Origin of the sequence: Bacillus solimangrovi, assembly GCF_001742425.1 — a bacterium.
Taxonomy (GTDB): Bacteria; Bacillota; Bacilli; order Bacillales; family Bacillaceae_N; genus Bacillus_AV; species Bacillus_AV solimangrovi.
In genome coordinates, this window is record NZ_MJEH01000062.1 from 60,438 (window position 1) to 77,828 (window position 17,391).

Here is a 17,391-nt window from a genome sequence, read left to right on the forward strand (position 1 = left end):
GACTAGTCACTGTATTACTATATAACTTATTTTATTTTATAGGTATTAGTGTGATCTATAGGCTAATTTTTTTGATTATGAAAAAAAAGCGCCAAAATGGTGGTGTGGCTTCAACAGGGTTTGAAAAAATAGAAGAATTTATTTCTAATATATTGAAATTAATTCTGAAGATTAGACGTTTATCATGGGATATGCCGATAAATATGAAAAAAAGGCTAAAGTTTATTTCAGCTTTATTTATTTTTGGCATTCCTATTATGATGTATTCTATGCCAGAAAGTGATGCGGCTAATGCAATTATAAAGTATGAACAAAAATATTTAATGAGTCCTATATTGGGTGAATCTTACGTAAGTAATCTTCCAATGGATAATGATGAAAGTGTTTTTGAAACGAATTTACTTGTAGAATTGTCAAAAGAAAATGGAGGCGGTGTTATTCGTAATAATCCAGATTATAATTCTTCTAAAATCTATGAAATTGAGCCTAAACAACAAATTCCTTTTACTGGTGAAAAGGCGACTGGTCAGTCGAAAGGAATTGTTTGGTATAAAGTGGAATATAAGAAGGGGCATTACGGATGGATTAGTAGTAACATTGTAGATGTAATAAAGAAATGAGAAGCTTGGGAGTTATTGTGAATGAGTAGACATAGCGATATTAAACAAGAAAAAAGAAATCCGTTAGAAATATATATATCAGAGATTTCTCATGGCAAGTGGGCGTTATTTACAATACTACTAGCTATGTTAACTTTTGTAATAGGTGTATTTGGTTTTAAAGTAACATATGGATATTCTATTGATGAAGCAGCATATAATTCGGTTCGAATGTTTTTTATTAACTTTGATATTCCTGTATATCCAGCTCCCCCATTGTATTTGATCGTAACCAAATGGCTAGCTTTTTTTATAGTTGTGTCATCCATTGTCCATATTATTTTATTTAGTATGTTTGAAAGGATCAATTTTTATTTTATAACACATCATAGTTCCTTCATTACGATTATTGGTTTAAATGATTATTCTGTTAGCCTTGCATTAGATTTATTAAAACAACGTAAGAAAGTTCTATTACTTACTGAGAATAATGACGATTCTAAAATTCAAACACTTAAATTAAACGGTGTGAAAGTGTTATGTGGAGATATAACGGATCAAGCATTATACAAGAAGATGTGTGTTGAACGAAGTAGGAATATTATCATTTATACCATGAGTGATTCCCAAAATTTAGATGCACTAATGGAACTTGATGAATATCTATTAAATAAAAAATTGGATTCTCCTATAAAGACAATTGTCCATTTTGTAGATAAACAATTAGAAGATGTAATTCAAGAAATAGAAAAAGAGGTGAGTAAGGCTCATTTTGATTTAAAACTGTTAAATATTTATGAAAATAGTGCTAAACAGTTATTCTTTAAAAAACCTTTATATGAAAATATTGATATGGATAAGGAAAATGCTCATTTACTCATTGTTGGTTTTGGTAGGATAGGAGAGAATATATTACTTCAGGCAGCTAAGATCGCTCATTTTCCAAGTGAAAGGCCTTTAAGGGTGACAGTTATTGATAGTGATGCTGAAACTTTATCATCTTGGTTCTATTTAAGATATCCACTAATTAACAAGGTATGTGACATCCAATTTTTATCTTATGATATTCGAACAAAAGAATTTAAAGAACATATTAGACAAATTAAGACGAGTGAGAATCAATACAGCTACATTGCTATTTGTTTAAACGATGATGAATTAAGCTTAAAGGCAGCTTTGAATTTTATGACAGAGTTGAAAACAGTGCCAACAGGAATAAAAATGATTAGGGATTCTACTTTTGCCCGTTGGATTGATAACCATAATAAAAAATTTCATAATCTCTTTCGATTTGGAAATACAGATGACATTTCTAATGTTGGGACTATTATTAATGAAAAGCAAGACCGACTTGCAAAAGCTATACATGATCTTTACCTCAAAAAAAATGAAAATGGACAACCATGGAACAACTTAACAGCATTTATCAAATCATCTAACCGTGCTCAAGCAGATCATATTGATGCAAAACTGAGTTATCTTGGTTTAAGACAGGTAAGTACAGGTGAAGTGAGTGAAAAAATGTATACAACTATTAATCTCCAAGAGTTTAATAGTATGTTAGTAAATAAACTAGAAAGACTTGCCATAACAGAGCATAATCGGTGGAATGCTTTTCATCACATTAATGGTTATACACAAATTCCTCCTCATGAAGAAATAGATCATGAAAATAAAAAACATTATTGTTTAACGACCTGGAATGATTTAGATGAAGTGTCTCAAGTTCGATCTGAGATTAAGGGAAATCAAGTTAATTATAAAGAGCTAGATCGACATAGTGTACAAAGAATTTTTAAGATTGTTGAGGCAGCAGGGGATAAAATTGTTAAACCTATGAATGCAAAAGAAGGGAAATTTGATGACATATAAGCCATTACCAATTGATACATCTTTAACAATACTACCAGATGATATAGAAGAAGTTATAGAAGTTATTGCTGAAAATGTCCATGAGCGATGGGCAGATAATAGAATCAGAGAGGGTTGGACATACGGTGTAGAACGGAATGACCTTTTGAAGAAGCATCCATGTTTAAAACCATATCATGAACTTGAGGAATCGGAGAAACAATATGATCGTATTACAGCAACTGAAACTATAAAAGTTCTTATAAATATGGGTTTTAAATTTGAGAGATAAAAGGTATGTATTAGGTGAAAATATATAATATTAAGCCTCGATTAACTGAGTTATTTTACATAGGAAATATCAGAGGGAAATTGGATTTGCAATTACTAATTAGTCAATTTTTATTGAACTAATTTTAAAAATTTCAAGGTATTGAATTGTTGATTCATTTATATTTTATGATAATAAAAGGTGTGTTCAAAAGGTAAATTATATACCATTTTTGACACACCTTTATTCTAGCCCATTGTCCGTAGACAAACAGCAATAATTAGCAGGGGCCACCTAGTGATGTAAAGGTAGCACAGTACAAAGCTTTCTCGAATATTGCTATTAACTTACTTCAACTTGGTGATGCGATTTCAAGGCTAAAGTAAGTCAGCGTTGTTATAGTTTTATGATGTTAAATCAAAAAATCACAATGAAGAAAGATGAAAATTTTAGTATATTCTATTGTAAGGATTTAATTATTTTAAATCTGTGCTAATAAGTAGCCTTGTTTCTGTATAAGGTGAAGCCCATCATCTAATATTTTTTGCAAAGTAGTATTAATATCAAAAAAAATAATCTACCATTAAGTAGATAAGTAGTCAAATGAGCTGAGGATAGTACTGGTCTAATGGTATATGATTCATTAGTTGAACGTAATGAGATGCAGTTATCATAAATAATAGTAAAAGTGTCGAATATAGAATAGTTAACAGTAGCTTACCATTTTATAATTGGTGAGCCTTTTTACGTCTTAAACTTTTGTAGTAACTAGAATGCGTTTTTCTGTATGAAAGAAGCAACTTTAACCAAATTAAAGAATGAAGTACAATTATTATCAAATACATAATTTGGAATTATCGAAATTGTATCAAATGATTTAAGGTTAATGAAATATGAACAATAAAAAGATGAACTTCTTAAGAAAATCTTCATTTTTATCTATCGGAAAAGTTAAGAATTTACAAGTACAATAAAATCAAGCTAGTAATCAAAGAGGTGGAACGATGAGCGAATATACGATATTAGTTACCGATGATGATAAGGAAATTAGAGACGGGATTGAAATTTATTTAAAGAATGAAGGTTATCAAGTTTTAAAAGCAGCAAATGGAGTTGAAGCAATTGAACGACTTGAGAATCATAAAGTTCATTTAATCATCCTTGATATTATGATGCCAAAGATGGATGGGATCGAAGCGACATTTAAAATTCGAAATCAGTATAACATTCCAATCATTATGTTAAGTGCAAAAGTAGAAGAGACTGATAAAATTCATGGTTTGTCAGTCGGGGCAGATGATTATGTTACAAAACCTTTTCATCCAATGGAATTGATCGCACGTGTAAAATCACAAATGCGTCGTTATGTACAACTAGGAACAATGCTTGAAAAGCAAGAAGTAGCACATGTGGATGGTTTAGAGCTTAATCAAGATTCTAAAGAAGTTAAGGTCGATGGGAAACCAGTTAAGCTTACACCAACCGAGTACAAAATTTTTGAGTTATTACTTCTTAACGCAGGTCGTGTGTTTTCGATAAGTGATATCTATGAACGTGTTTGGAATGAACAAGCTTACAATGCAGAAAATATCGTAGCAGTCCATATTCGTAAAATACGTGAAAAAATAGAAACAGATCCGAAAAATCCACGATACTTAAAAGTTGTATGGGGCATTGGGTATAAAATTGAAAAATAATTTATTGAATAGAAATCATATACAGAAAAGTGTTTTCTCAGTAATTATTATTCTTAATAATATGACTGATAGATAAGTGAGGAGAATCATACAGTGAAGAAAAATTTTTGGAAAGTATATAGCTGGTGTTTATTAGTTACTGTTGTTTTTGTTTCAGCATTTATAACAATTGAACAAGGTCCACGTTTTATCGGATCGGATTATTTTGAAGATGAGAATTTTCAGAACAGATATGATGATTTTTTGCGTCAATTAGGACCAATTATGCTTACTGAATTAGATGCAGAGAAGTTAAAAGGGAACATTACTGTATCACAAGAGCAAATAGAAGAATATCGATATAGAGACGGTAGTTTAAGTGAGCAAATAGATAGAATTCAATCACAGTATAATCAGCGTATAGCTGATGCAGAAGCATCAGATGATGAAATGATTAAAAATGTATATATAAAAGAAAGAGATACAAAAATTGTTGATATACAAAAAAAGTTTGAGGATGACAGTTACGTTGCTGGAAAAATCAAAGCGGAGAAAGAAAAGGAAATTGACATATATATTACTGACATAAAAAATAGTAAGGCAAGCTTTCAATCAAATTATGGTGACTATGCTTACAAGCTTACGAATGTTGAGACAGGAAAAACTTATACACAAGGTGATGTTTCAGAGAAAGCAGCATTTTCAAAAACATATAGTGAAGGAACAAAGTACTTAGAAGTTCCTTCAAGCATGGATGCGTACAGTAAAGAAGTACAAGAGATAATAAGTGAAACATCTTCGAGTACTTTCTATGGACAGATTATTTTACCTAAGACAGCAGTTGCAGATTTGATGGATTACAAAGCTTTTTATAAACACAAAACATTAACGTTTATTACAATGGCTATAGGCATTATTTCGCTCTTAGTAGTCGTCTTTTTATTCAAGTTTCAAAAATCATGGTTTCAAGAGTCTTCTTTAAGAAAGCGGTATGAAGCATTACCGTTTGACTTACAGCTTTTGTTAGTTTTATTTACTTTTATGGTTACTAATGTCTTTGTCAATTCTTTAACAAACTATATGTATTATTACTCATATGCAAATTCTCAGAGAGTCTTTATTTCCGATTTGTTTAATTTAGGTATTACTACTTTCTTAGTGTGGTTGCTTATTTCCAAATGCGTGTGGCTACTAGATGACATGAAGCGTGACCCTGATGTAATAGGTAAATTAAAACGTGGATTTATTGCTAACCGAATTGATTCATTTACGAGTATTTTTTCTAAAACTTCTGTTGGTATTCAAGTGTTGGTTACGCTAGCAATTGTGTTTTTCTGGGGAGTAGGAACAGTTCTTACTATAGGGTATGGGAATAGTAGTGCGTTACCTCTACTCTATATTATAAGTTCGATCTTTATCGGTATACCAGCCGTTATTCTAATGTTAAGTAAAACAGGATATTTGAATAAAATATTGATTGCGACAGAAAAGGTTGCTAATGGAGTATCACATGAGCCAATTCCTGAGAGAGGGAGATCGGTACTCTCTCAACATGCAAAACATGTGAATAAACTTAGAACAGGAATAAGAACATCATTAACAGAGCAAGCGAAGAGTGAACGATTAAAAACAGAGTTGATTACAAATGTTAGTCATGATTTAAGAACACCACTTACTTCAATTATCACTTATACTGATTTGCTAAAAAATCAAGATCTATCAGAAGAAGAGAGAAAAGAGTATGTAGATATCTTGGAAAGGAAATCAAATATATTGAAGACACTAATTGAGGATTTATTTGAAGTTTCAAAAATGGCTAGTGGAAACTTGGAGCTTCAAAAACAAAAGGTCGATTTGACTCAATTGGCACAACAAGTAATTGGTGAGCATCAAGAACAAATCGAACAATCTGGACTTGAGTTCAGAGTAACAACACCTGATAAACCAGTTATTGCTAATGTGGATGGGCAAAAAATGTGGCGCGTATTAGATAACCTAATTACGAATGCAATGAAATATTCACTCGATAATACAAGAGTGTATGTAACGTTAAAACAAGAAAATGGTCTTGCTGAGTTCATCATTAAAAATGTCACGAAATATGAGCTTGGTGAAAATATTGATGAACTTGTTGAGCGGTTTAAACGTGCAGATACATCACGACATACAGAAGGTTCAGGATTAGGGCTTGCAATTGTCCAATCGATTGTTGACTTACATGGTGGTGCGATGCGAGTTGAGTTAGACGGAGACTTATTTAAGGTAACGGTTCAAATCGAAGCATTGTAATAAAGGTGTAGCTATTATCGATTTATCACGTTTCAACTGATATTAAGACTCCCACTTCAAAACGTGGAAAAATCAAAGAAACTTAAGTGGGAGAGGGCCTTAGTCATACCCTTGTGGTAACAAGCGTCAGTAATTACCTGAATGGTTCAACTAACTACCAGTGGAGGATGAAGGAATACCTCCACAGATGGAAGTTTCACTTTATCAACATTAATTCGTATAGTTTAACAATTGACTTGGTAATGACAAACGCTATTTCTTCTACATTATTAGGAGGAATAGCGTTTATTGTTTTATAAAAATGAATAATCTAGTGATTGTCAGAAGAAATGAAGGGTATCTTAAGAAAATCTTCATTTTTATGTGAGCTGAAAGTTAAGAAATAGTTTGTATCATTGGTATTAGATAAGGTGATATTCCCTTTAAAGGGGAGTTTTCTTTCACTAACAGCTTGTTGAATGAATTTGGAGATTACTGACGTTTATATTGTGATTTAAAAATAGTTGTATCTATTAAGTGTTAAAATAAAAGACTTAGTGTCCAAACCTATTACTTTATAACATTACTCAAATAAAAATAAAAAACACATAGAGAGGACGTTATGAAAATGAAACATACGAAAAAAATACTTTTAGCATTATCGTTATCAGCAGTAGTAATTGGAGGAGGTTGTGCTGCAATTAACTCAGAAGCATCTGTAAGTGCAAAAAACACTAGTGAAAGTTCAACTGAGGAATCTAAGTTAGCAGAAAAAGTGGTAAGAGCAAAAACATTAGCAGACTTCGATAAAATTCTATTTGAAGATTTCACTTTCGGAGAAGCGTATTACGGCATAGAGGTATTGAGTGATAAAGGCGGTGAAGTAGAACTATCAGCGTACACGATAGACGAGTCAGTTGTTATTGATGAAAAGTTATTTAATAAATATGTGGACGAACCGTCCTTATATCCATTATTAGAGCATGATGACCTTACTGGTTCAGAGAAAGAAAGACAAGAGTTTAGAAAAACAGAAGCACTTACCGTTCGTGTAGATCCATGGGCGATGATGTATAAATTTGCAGAGCTTATTGATACTGAAGGAAAAACATTCAGTCAAGTATATGAAGAAACGAATATGGAGGAGTTCAGACATTATATAGCAGATAAATCACTAAAAGAAAGTAGAGAATACCTCTCTAAAGAATATGGAATTGTTGAGATAGAGGGAAAAACAAAGAAACAATTGAAGGAAGCAGAGGGGCTTATAGGTGATGCGATTTTCGCACGCATTGAAACAGAAGGTAAAACGATCGAACAAATTAAAGAAGAGCTTCTTAAGACTAATGCTACCTATCGATTAGAGCAAGAATCGAAAGATATGCTTTATGATCCAAATTGGTTAATAGAAGAAGATGGATGGTGGAAAGAAGTATACTCACCTTCTGTTAGTCGTTAATCAATCATATATGAGTAGTGATTTTTCATTGTTAAATGCCATTCCTTAATCATTATAGAAGTTTCGTAATCATTAGATACACTCTAGTGATTACAAGAAATGAATATAAATGTTCTTTAAGGAATCTTCATTATTATCATATCTTAAAGCTAAGAATTGGTTTGTAGAATAGGTATTAGATGAATGCAAAGACTTCCTCGCAGATAAATATGGAATTGTTGAGATAGAGGGAAAAACAAAGGAACAATTGAACGAAGCTGAAAAGTTTGTACGAGCAAGCCATTTTAAGGTGTTGAAACAGAAAGCAAATTGTTAGAATAAATTAAAGAAGAAGTACTTAATAATAATGCTACTTTACGTCTGAAAGAAGTATCGAAAGACATGCCTTATGATCCGAACTGGTTGATAGAAAAAGGTAACTGGTGGGTTGAGTTATTTGGAACTACTGGAGTAAACGAATAATAACTATGCTAAAGACTAAGGGAAATTTTAAAAACACCTCTAAGTTCTAAAATTGGAGGTGTTTTTCTTATATCTAAACTGATATTTAAAAATATTTTATTCAACGCAATGACTGAAATTCTTATTTCGATGAAAATTATTTTATGAAAACTAAAATCTCGTTATCATCTTATAAAAATAAAGGTTATCTTAAGGAAATCTTCATTTTAATCTAAGCTGATAGTTAAGAATTGGTTTGTATGATAGGTATTAGATAAAGTGAAACAACCTTTAACAGAGGGCTGTTATCTTTCTCTAATCGATATAGATTAATCTATTATTTTAAAAATACAAACACACACATAGAAAGGGAGCTGTGAAAATGAATCATACGAAAAAAATACTTCTAGCATTATCCTTATCAGCAGTAGTAATTGGTGGAGGTTGTGCTGCAAATGATTCAGAGGTATCTGTAAGTACAAAAAACACTAGTGAAGTTTCATCAGAAGCATCTAAGTTAAAAGAACAAATAGTAAGAGCGAAAACAATATCAGATTTCGAGAATGTTCAATTTGAAGGTATCACTTTCGGTAAAGCATCTTTTGGCACAGAGATCAAGGATAGGAGTGATGGGAAAATAGAGCTAGTAGATGATATTTTAAACGAGTCAGTTGTAGTGGATAAAGATTTATTTGAAAAGTACAAAGGTCAGCCATTATATCCATTATTTGAAAATGATGACCTTACTGGTTCGGAGGAAGAGAGAGAAGAATTTAGAAAAACAGAAGCACTGACTGTTCGTATGGATCCTTGGGTAAGTATGTATAACTTTGCAGAACGTATTGATACTGAAGGCAAGACATTTGCTCAAGTATATGAAGAAACGAATATGGATAAATACAGAGGTTATATAGTAGAGGGTTCTCTAGAAAATAGTAGAAAATACCTTTCTGAAGAATATGGAATTGTTGAGTTAGAAGAAAAAACAAAGGAACAATTGAAGGAAGCAGAGGAGATTGTAAGAGAAGTAGATTTACCTGGTATTGAAACAGAGGGTAAAACGATTGAAGAAATTAAAGAAGAGCTTCTTAAGGCTAATGCTACCTATCGTTTGAAGGAAGAGTCGAAAGACATGCCTTATGATCCGAACTGGTTAATTGAAGAAGATAAGTGGTGGAAGGGAGTAATTGGAAGCTCTTGAGGTTGATACTTAGCATTATATGAGTAGATACTCTAGCATTGATGGATATTTCCTTCTAAATGCGTTAATGGAGTTCCATCATTTAATAAACTCTCGTGATAACAAGAAATAAATGAACATGTTCTTAAGGAAACATTCACTTTTATCATATCTTAAAGTTAAGAAGTGGCTTGTATAATCGGTATTAGATGAAAGGAGGGAGTCCACAAATAAGTTAGCATTTAACGTAACAATAGTAGAGGGTTCAAATACTAAAAAATAATATTATGTGCAGAGAGGAAATAATTTAGATGAATAAAACGAAAAAAAAGATAATAGCATTAACACTATCAGCAGCAATAATGGGAGGAGGATTCACAGCACTTAATACTGATGCATTCGCAAGCTCTAAAAACGATAGTGAAATTACAGTTGAAGCAATTCAATTAGCGAATCAAGTTAAAAGTGTAGCAACTTTATCAGAGTTCAGTAAAATTCAATTTGAAGATTTCACTTTTGGTAAATTTCATGGTGGGTTAGCTATTGATTATCCAGAAAATGGTACAGTAATACTTACTGATTCATTAGGAGAATCGGTTGAAGTAAACGAAGATCTATTTTACAAATACGTTGAAGAACCAGACTTAGACCCGTTATTTGAATATGAAAATCTTACAGGTTCAGAGAAAGAGAGACAAGAATTAAAAGAGAAAGAAAATCAAATCATTCGTGAAGATCCATGGGCAATGATGTATAACGATGTAGAAAGAAAGCAGATTAATACAGAAGGAAAAACATTCGGTCAAGTATATGAAGAAACAGGGATTTCAAAATTTGATGCAAATATATTAGAGGACAAATCATTGCAAGGAAGCAAAGACTTTCTCGCAGATGAATATGGAATTGTAGAATTAACTGAGAAAACAATGGAACAATTGAACGAAGCTGAAAAGTTCGTACGAGTAAGTCATTTTTATGGTGTTGAAACAGAAGGTAAAACGTTAGAACAAATTAAAGAAGAAGTACTTAATAATAATGCTACATTACGTCTGATAGAAGTATCGAAAGACATGCCTTATGATCCGAACTGGTTGATAGAAAAAGAAAACTGGTGGTTTGAGTTATATGGAACTACTGGAGTAAACCAATAATTAACATGCAAAATTTTAAAAGCACCTCCATTTTCTAACATTGGAGGTGCTTTTCTTATGTCTATATTTACAGTAGAAGAAAAAGTAATGAGCCTTCTCTTCAGGCACATTATTAAACAAAATTTCTGAATGTATAGGCAACTTGGTGCTGGTTTCGTACAATGGTATAATGAATCGGAATTAAATCTACATATACATGGAGGAAGTATGCTCACATTTGAAGAAAAACTAACGATAATCGATTCTTTTACAGAATTAGATCGAAAAAACGTTTCGCTCGGTCGTGTTAACTACCATTTTGAAGGAAGTGGTACGGAGAAGAAAATTGTTGTCTATCACTTACATCCAAATGGAAATGGGTTTGTTTATACAGGATTAATGGAAGGTTATCCAACGAATAATAAAGGAATGACAAATATTCGTGATTTCTCTGAAGTAGAACTTCGTACAGTAATAGAAGAATCGATTCAGTCTCTTTTGCCTAGACCTGACGAAGAGCCAATTCAAATTGAAGAAGAATGGGTGAATTCAGAAAATCAATCATTAGTATTAGTGAATGAAGATGATATGTGGAATGTGTATGCTGGACGGAATTTAGATGGAACATTCCCGTCTTATAATGAGGCAAAACAATACCTTGATGAAGAAGGTTTCAAACGAAGATAGTAACGTTTGCTAACTTATTGTTTCTACAGGTAAATGAAGTGCAGTGCTTTGATAGTAGAGTTCAAAGTACTGCACTTCCGCATTTTACTAGTTAAATCACTAGCCGTTAATTATTTTCTTCATTAAACCATAGTGGGTCGTTGTCATCTACTTCACCATTATAGTTAATAAGGATTTCTTCTCCTGCTGTTATATTTGTGTATGCGAAGAATTTAAACGTATGGTCTTCAAAACTAATTTCATAATTAGCATTCGGCTCATATGAATGGTTGAAGAGCATACCATAACCTAATAGGATGGCAGAGTGGTTTTTGCCGTATTCAAATGCATAATCTGCGAGAAGTGTTTTTTCAATGAATTCATGTTCTGCATTAGGATAAGGTAGAACTGGTGCTTCATGAATGAGTTCACCTTTCTCTATATCACGTGTTGCAAATACACCTCTATTTAATTCTCCATTGCTTAGTGTAGAAGTTTTTATTTCAACCAATGTGGTCACCTACGCCTTCTTTTGTTTGGAAGTTTAATACCTTTTTAAGTGTGACAGTTGATGAGGCAGAAAGCAACTGTCTTATCCAAAGAATTAATATATGAGTAAAGGTTTATGGAGTATGCTTATGAAATAAAACCATCTCAAACATCGTTATAAGTAGTAGTAATCTTGTTCGTCTTTTTAGGAAAACTATTAAAGTATTTAACAGAATGGGGTAATAACATGAGTAAAAGAAGTTTTGAAGCATATGATTTATGTGAGCAGATTTTGAAAGCTCTCTCTAGTTTGAACTATGAAGAACCAACAGAAGTACAAGCTAAAGTTATTCCATATGCATTACAAATGAAAGATCTAATTGTGAAATCACAAACAGGTAGTGGGAAGACAGCAGCATTTGCTATTCCGATCTGTGAGTTAGTTGAATGGGAAGAGAATAAACCACAAGCTCTAATTTTAACCCCAACTCGAGAACTTGCTGCTCAAGTGAAAGAAGATATATCAAATATAGGAAGATTCAAACGAATCAAAGCAACGGCTGTATACGGAAAACAACCTTTTGCGAAACAGAAAATAGAATTGAAACAAAAATCACATGTCGTTGTAGGTACTCCTGGCAGAGTCTTGGATCATATAGAAAAAGGCACACTCGTCATTGAACGATTGAAATACCTTATTATCGATGAGGCTGATGAGATGCTTAATATGGGTTTTATTGATCAAGTGGAAGCAATTATAGAGAGGCTGCCATCCGAACGAGTGACATTATTGTTTTCTGCAACATTACCAGAAGATATTAAACAACTTTCTGATCAGTATATGAACGAGCCAAAGAATATAGAGGTTGAAGCTTCTAGTATTACAGCGAATAAAATTGAACACGCCCTTATTGAGGTGGATGAACGAGATAAATTTACCTTGTTGAAAGATGTAACGATCGTTGAGAATCCAGATAGCTGTATTATTTTTTGTCGAACACAAGAGAGGGTTGATGAGTTGTTTGAGAAGTTGGATGATCTTCATTATCCTGTTGATAAACTTCATGGGGGAATGATACAGGAAGATCGTTTTGATGTAATGGATGAATTCAAAAGAGGAGAATTTCGTTATTTAGTTGCGACGGATGTTGCAGCAAGAGGCATTGATGTAGAAGATATAACACATGTTATCAATTATGACTTACCATTAGAAAAGGAAAGTTATGTACATCGAACGGGAAGAACAGGACGAGCAGGTAAAGAGGGGAAAGCTCTCACATTTGTTACTTCTTATGAACAGAAATTTGTTGAAGGTATTGAAGAGTATATCGGTTTTGAACTACCCCAAATTGACGCGCCTTCAAAAGCGAAGATTGCAAGTGCAAAATCAGCATTTGAAAATAAACTTAATGAAGAGCCTGAAATAAAGGAAGATAAAAATACAGTGTTGAATCAAGATATTATGAAACTTTATTTCAATGGTGGTAAGAAAAAGAAGATTAGAGCAGTTGATTTTGTTGGAACGATCGCCAAAATAGCTGGTGTATCAGCCGCTGATATTGGGATTATTACGATACAGGAAAATCATTCATATGTAGATATATTAAACGGCAAAGGTTCACTTGTATTACATGAGATGAAGAAAACGACAGTAAAGGGTAAAAAATTAAAGGTACATGAAGCGAAAAAGTAAGTTATTTGGAGCTTAAAAGGCGGCATAATGGGATAATTCGTTGGACAAGTACTTTATTGGATATCATTTAATAACGATCTACTAATACCTTGCATAATATTTATATATAGTTATACATGCTATAATTTAGTTATGACGTAGTAACTTCCGTTAAGATTCCCACTCAATATTTGTGAGAATCAACGGAAGTTTCGCTTTATAAGACGTGGAGAGTTATCTTTAGATACTTTTTAAACAGTAATCATGAATTTCGAATTTGAACGAGGGGTGAGAGGATGTTTTCAAAAGAGGAACGTGATGTTGTCTATCGAGTCATTGAGAGAAGAAGGGATATTCGTTCTTTTTTACCGAACCCAATACCAGTGGAAGCAATACAAAGAATTCTTGCGGCAGGTCATAGTGGACCATCTGTTGGTTTTATGCAACCTTGGAATTTTATATTAATAACTACTGATGAAGTGAAAGAAAGGTTAGCGTGGGCAGCGGAAAAAGAAAGAAAAGCACTGGCAATTCATTATGATGGTGAAAAGAAAAATAATTTTTTAGAATTGAAGGTCGAAGGTTTGAAGCAGGCTCCATTAACGATTTGCGTTACGTGTGATCCGACTCGTGGTGGATCTCATGTTCTTGGTCGTAATTCAATTCCAGAAACGGATATTATGTCTGTCTCATGTGCCATTCAAAATATGTGGCTTGCCTCATGTGTTGAAGGAATAGCATTGGGTTGGGTGAGCTTTTACAAAAAGAATGATGTAAGAGATATTTTGAATATACCACCACACATTGACCCAGTTGCACTTCTGTCATTAGGTTACACAGAGAATTATCCAGACTCTCCAATATTAGAACTTCAGAACTGGGAGAAACGTCGCGACCTACAAAAGCTCATTTATTTTGAAAAATGGGGAGCAGAAGGGGAGTTGAAATCAGAAATTGACTAAACCTCGTATTGGAATTGTTGGGTTAGGGGATATTGCTCAAAAAGTTTACCTACCTATATTAACTAAAGAAGAAAACTGGTCATTAGTGGGTGCGTTCACTCCAAATGTGAAGAAAAGAAATGACCTTTGCTCAACATATAGAATAGAAGGTTTTCCTGATTTAAGTAGTTTATCTTCTCAATGTGATATTGTTTTTGTTCATAGCTCTACTGATTCTCATTTTGAAATTGTGAAGACATTATTAGAACGTGGAAAAGACGTGTATGTAGATAAGCCGCTTGCTGCAACTTATCGAGAGGCTGAACAGCTAGTTGAATTGTCGATCAAGCTGAATCGGAAACTAATGGTTGGATTTAATCGTAGATTCGCACCACTTTATCAAAAGGCTAAAAATAAAGTAGATGAAGTTTCGTGGATCAGAATGGAGAAACATCGTCCAAACACGATCAATCGTGTTCCTTTCGAAGAAACATTATTAGATGATTATATACACCTTATAGATACAGTCAGATGGCTTTCAGATGGAAAAATGCAAATTGAAGGCGGCCTTATCGTTACAAACAGTGAGCACCACCTTATTAATAGCCAACATACGTTCAGTTGTAATCAAGACTTAACGAGAGTGTATACTGGTATGCACCGTAAAGCGGGTACTGGTCTAGAGTTATTAGAGTTAGTTGGAACCGATCGAATCATGAGAGTGAAAAACCTCCATACGTTAGAAATTGAAGAAAACAATGTGGTAACAAAAACTGAGTCAGGATCATGGGATACAATTTTGAAGGAAAAAGGATTTGTAGGTGCGATTCATCATTTTGTTGAAGCGGTTGAAGGTGACACTGAACCAATCGTCAATGGTGTTGAGGCTTTAGAGACGCAACGGATGATGGAGCAGTTACTACTCACGAGTAGCATAAAAGAAATGGAGTAGGTCCTCGTTGAATGAAAGTAGAGGACTTACTCCTATTTTTAATTAGTTAGATTTACTGTTAAGCTGCTTTTATAAGTGTAAGCTATTATTTTTTTATATAGACTGATTGAATGATTGTTCGTTTGAATGGGTTTCCGTCTGCTGTCTTCCCAGAAATGTTGAATGTTATATTATAAGTCCCAGGCTCTGTAATTTCTGGCATATCTACAATCAATTCATTATCTTTTTCTTTCTTTACTTTATTTTTCTTATCTGAACTTTTCTTGTTTTTAAGCTTTTTATCTTTTGATTTTTGGGCTTTTATGTCGATATCAAAGGAATCCATATCCCATTTTTCAGCATCTTTCACTTTGAATCGAACAGTTGAGTCTTTCTTCACTTTAGTATTAAATAAGCTTTTCTTATCAAGCTCAATTGTCTCTTCTCCAATGAAATGAGTCATTGAAAGGTAAGCATCCTTCTTCTCGCTATTCATTGTCACTTTCCAAGCACCTTGTTCAGGGCTATCAATAGAATATTGTTGGATCGTTGCATTTTTGAATATTTGTGTGTCCTCACTCTTATCATATTCAGAACTTGTTAAGTCGTAAATTTCGCCATTTGGAGACGTTAATTCAACACTTGTATCATCATCTGCAGTCCATACTTGGAAGATTACTGAATCATAATCATTTTCAACATATACATCTTGTTGAACGGATTGACCTTCATCTAGTTCTCCACCTTCAATAAGGCGCTCAGGAATATCTTCTTCATGATTTATTGATTTAAACATTACTTCTTGTTGAGTAGAATTAGTGCCAACTAACTTACTATCGAAATAAGAGAATATTTCGCTTCCGATACGAATATTATCATGGTTTAAATCAAGCGTATCAATATGTTCTGCATATGGTAACTTCGTACTCGTTACTGGAACGAGACCATCGTTATCTTCCCATATGTATAAACCACCGGAGTATAGAGCTGAACCGAAAGGACCCCAATCTGTTCCTGCTAATGTAAAGTATTTGTTCTTAGTTGCATTTTCATGGTTATCTGTGATATTACGGAAATTTTCCATCTCACCTGTTTGTAAGACTAGGCTTCCTTCATCACCATATCCAATTAATTCTGCAATCCAGTTTGCCCACCAACTATTTGCTGCATCAGCTAGTGGTGTACCATGATGTGGAGAGGATAATGTGACGATATTATTTACATATTGCCAAGCATCGTAGTGAATGAGTGCTGATTGCGTATCGATTCCACCTTTAGAATGAGCAACAATGTTAACGCTTTCATTAAAGTGTTGATTAATTTCCTCTAGCATACTAGCCAGCATCTCTCCATTTTTCCACATATCAGCAGCATCGCCACCTGTTGCGTCTTCTAATTGTACGAAAGCAGTCCGGTAGCCATTATCATATGCGATTTGGTACATGTCATTATCCCCATAGTATACAGTCTCTTCAAACCAATCCTGAGCTTGTCCATGTAAACCTTGAACAAATACAATCGGTGGTTTGTCTAAGTCTACATTTGGTGGAGTTAATCCAACATACCAAGTACCTGGTGTATTCGTGATTTCCTCAATTGTTTTCACTTCAGCTGCATTAACGTGTGTAGGGTTTAGACTAGTTGCAAAAAACATAAAACATAGTGCTAGAGTAAAACTAACTTTCAACACATTCCTCACTAAATCACCCCTATTAGTAGTATATGATACAAATTGATATTATCAGATAATTCTATTTATTACAAATTAAATGATAATAAACATTATTATATATAAGTTATAAATTTTGATTTATACC

Annotated in this window: 14 protein-coding genes; 12 read left to right on the plus strand and 2 right to left on the minus strand. The window is 33.2% G+C overall.

What is annotated here, in order from left to right; translation table 11 throughout:
* Positions 1-77 precede the first annotated feature (77 nt).
* From BFG57_RS16570 to BFG57_RS16610, 9 genes are all read left to right on the plus strand, one after another.
* Positions 78-620 (plus strand): SH3 domain-containing protein, encoded by a 543-nt coding sequence (locus tag BFG57_RS16570; RefSeq protein WP_175428379.1) that lies wholly within the window; start codon positions 78-80, stop codon positions 618-620.
* 126 nt (positions 621-746) lie between these two features.
* Positions 747-2,471 (plus strand): NAD-binding protein, encoded by a 1,725-nt coding sequence (locus BFG57_RS16575; RefSeq protein ID WP_175428380.1) that lies wholly within the window; start codon positions 747-749, stop codon positions 2,469-2,471.
* Positions 2,461-2,742 (plus strand): RyR domain-containing protein, encoded by a 282-nt coding sequence (locus BFG57_RS16580; RefSeq protein WP_139125176.1) that lies wholly within the window; start codon positions 2,461-2,463, stop codon positions 2,740-2,742. The genes BFG57_RS16575 and BFG57_RS16580 overlap by 11 nt, the downstream gene beginning before the upstream one ends.
* Before the next feature lie 983 nt (positions 2,743-3,725).
* Positions 3,726-4,418: a response regulator transcription factor gene (locus tag BFG57_RS16585; protein ID WP_069718610.1), complete on the plus strand. Its 693-nt coding sequence runs from the start codon at positions 3,726-3,728 to the stop codon at positions 4,416-4,418.
* A gap of 93 nt (positions 4,419-4,511) precedes the next feature.
* The gene (locus BFG57_RS16590; protein WP_069718611.1) at positions 4,512-6,686 is read left to right on the plus strand and encodes a sensor histidine kinase; all 2,175 of its coding nucleotides are present in this window, start codon (positions 4,512-4,514) and stop codon (positions 6,684-6,686) included.
* A 607-nt stretch (positions 6,687-7,293) separates the two neighbouring features.
* On the plus strand, positions 7,294-8,124 hold the full coding sequence (locus tag BFG57_RS16595) for a hypothetical protein (protein ID WP_069718612.1): 831 nt from the start codon (positions 7,294-7,296) through the stop codon (positions 8,122-8,124).
* Positions 8,125-8,947: 823 nt separating this feature from the next.
* The gene (locus tag BFG57_RS16600; RefSeq protein ID WP_069718613.1) at positions 8,948-9,766 is read left to right on the plus strand and encodes a hypothetical protein; all 819 of its coding nucleotides are present in this window, start codon (positions 8,948-8,950) and stop codon (positions 9,764-9,766) included.
* A gap of 290 nt (positions 9,767-10,056) precedes the next feature.
* Positions 10,057-10,896 (plus strand): hypothetical protein, encoded by an 840-nt coding sequence (locus BFG57_RS16605; RefSeq protein ID WP_069718614.1) that lies wholly within the window; start codon positions 10,057-10,059, stop codon positions 10,894-10,896.
* A 207-nt stretch (positions 10,897-11,103) separates the two neighbouring features.
* Positions 11,104-11,562: a hypothetical protein gene (locus BFG57_RS16610; RefSeq protein WP_069718615.1), complete on the plus strand. Its 459-nt coding sequence runs from the start codon at positions 11,104-11,106 to the stop codon at positions 11,560-11,562.
* A gap of 106 nt (positions 11,563-11,668) precedes the next feature.
* On the opposite strand, the gene BFG57_RS16615 is transcribed toward BFG57_RS16610, so the two are convergent.
* On the minus strand, positions 11,669-12,052 hold the full coding sequence (locus tag BFG57_RS16615; RefSeq protein WP_069718616.1) for an SET domain-containing protein: 384 nt from the start codon (positions 12,050-12,052) through the stop codon (positions 11,669-11,671).
* A 225-nt stretch (positions 12,053-12,277) separates the two neighbouring features.
* Here BFG57_RS16615 and BFG57_RS16620 point away from each other — a divergent pair, with 225 nt between their 5' ends.
* The 3 genes from BFG57_RS16620 to BFG57_RS16630 all read left to right on the plus strand — a co-directional run bounded on the left by BFG57_RS16620 (position 12,278) and on the right by BFG57_RS16630 (position 15,595).
* The gene (locus tag BFG57_RS16620; protein WP_069718617.1) at positions 12,278-13,723 is read left to right on the plus strand and encodes a DEAD/DEAH box helicase; all 1,446 of its coding nucleotides are present in this window, start codon (positions 12,278-12,280) and stop codon (positions 13,721-13,723) included.
* A gap of 275 nt (positions 13,724-13,998) precedes the next feature.
* Positions 13,999-14,664, plus strand: coding sequence for a 5,6-dimethylbenzimidazole synthase (gene bluB / locus BFG57_RS16625; protein ID WP_069718618.1), 666 nt, complete (start codon positions 13,999-14,001; stop codon positions 14,662-14,664).
* On the plus strand, positions 14,657-15,595 hold the full coding sequence (locus BFG57_RS16630) for a Gfo/Idh/MocA family protein (protein ID WP_069718619.1): 939 nt from the start codon (positions 14,657-14,659) through the stop codon (positions 15,593-15,595). Before bluB ends, BFG57_RS16630 begins: the two co-directional genes overlap by 8 nt.
* A gap of 85 nt (positions 15,596-15,680) precedes the next feature.
* Here the strand turns inward: BFG57_RS16630 and BFG57_RS16635 are convergent, their stop codons facing one another.
* Positions 15,681-17,273 carry a PGAP1-like alpha/beta domain-containing protein gene (locus BFG57_RS16635; RefSeq protein WP_083249314.1) on the minus strand — a complete coding sequence of 531 codons (1,593 nt, stop codon included), beginning with the start codon at positions 17,271-17,273 and terminating at the stop codon, positions 15,681-15,683.
* Between the last annotated feature and the right edge of the window lie 118 nt (positions 17,274-17,391).

Coding starts and splice junctions, on each gene's coding strand:
- BFG57_RS16610 (WP_069718615.1), top strand. CDS start 11,104: ATGCTCACATTTGAAGAAAAACTAACGATAATCGATTCTTTTACAGAA.
- BFG57_RS16570 (WP_175428379.1), top strand. CDS start 78: ATGAAAAAAAAGCGCCAAAATGGTGGTGTGGCTTCAACAGGGTTTGAA.
- BFG57_RS16605 (WP_069718614.1), top strand. CDS start 10,057: ATGAATAAAACGAAAAAAAAGATAATAGCATTAACACTATCAGCAGCA.
- bluB (WP_069718618.1), top strand. CDS start 13,999: ATGTTTTCAAAAGAGGAACGTGATGTTGTCTATCGAGTCATTGAGAGA.
- BFG57_RS16580 (WP_139125176.1), top strand. CDS start 2,461: ATGACATATAAGCCATTACCAATTGATACATCTTTAACAATACTACCA.
- BFG57_RS16585 (WP_069718610.1), top strand. CDS start 3,726: ATGAGCGAATATACGATATTAGTTACCGATGATGATAAGGAAATTAGA.
- BFG57_RS16575 (WP_175428380.1), top strand. CDS start 747: ATGTTAACTTTTGTAATAGGTGTATTTGGTTTTAAAGTAACATATGGA.
- BFG57_RS16595 (WP_069718612.1), top strand. CDS start 7,294: ATGAAACATACGAAAAAAATACTTTTAGCATTATCGTTATCAGCAGTA.
- BFG57_RS16600 (WP_069718613.1), top strand. CDS start 8,948: ATGAATCATACGAAAAAAATACTTCTAGCATTATCCTTATCAGCAGTA.
- BFG57_RS16620 (WP_069718617.1), top strand. CDS start 12,278: ATGAGTAAAAGAAGTTTTGAAGCATATGATTTATGTGAGCAGATTTTG.